Annotated in this window: 1 pseudogene; it reads left to right on the forward strand. The window is 49.8% G+C overall.

Going from position 1 to position 237, the window contains the following annotated elements:
• Nucleotides 1–237, forward strand: a pseudogene (locus AC2Q9J_RS18510) (tyrosine--tRNA ligase); the annotation flags it as partial.

Genomic DNA, 237 nt, shown 5'->3' on the forward strand with positions numbered 1-237 from the left:
CTTACGACTTCTTGAAACTATACGAGACAGAGAAATGTCGTCTTCAAGTCGGTGGAAGTGATCAATGGGGGAACATCACGGCAGGTCTTGAATTGATTCGTCGCTTTGGTCACTCTGAAAAAGCGTTCGGTCTCAGCGTGCCACTCGTCACAAAGTCGGACGGACAAAAGTTCGGGAAGACAGCGGGCGGTGCAGTTTGGTTAGATGCGGATAAGACGTCGCCATATGAGTTCTACC

Source organism: Planococcus sp. RAB007_Raresut (genome assembly GCF_057369535.1).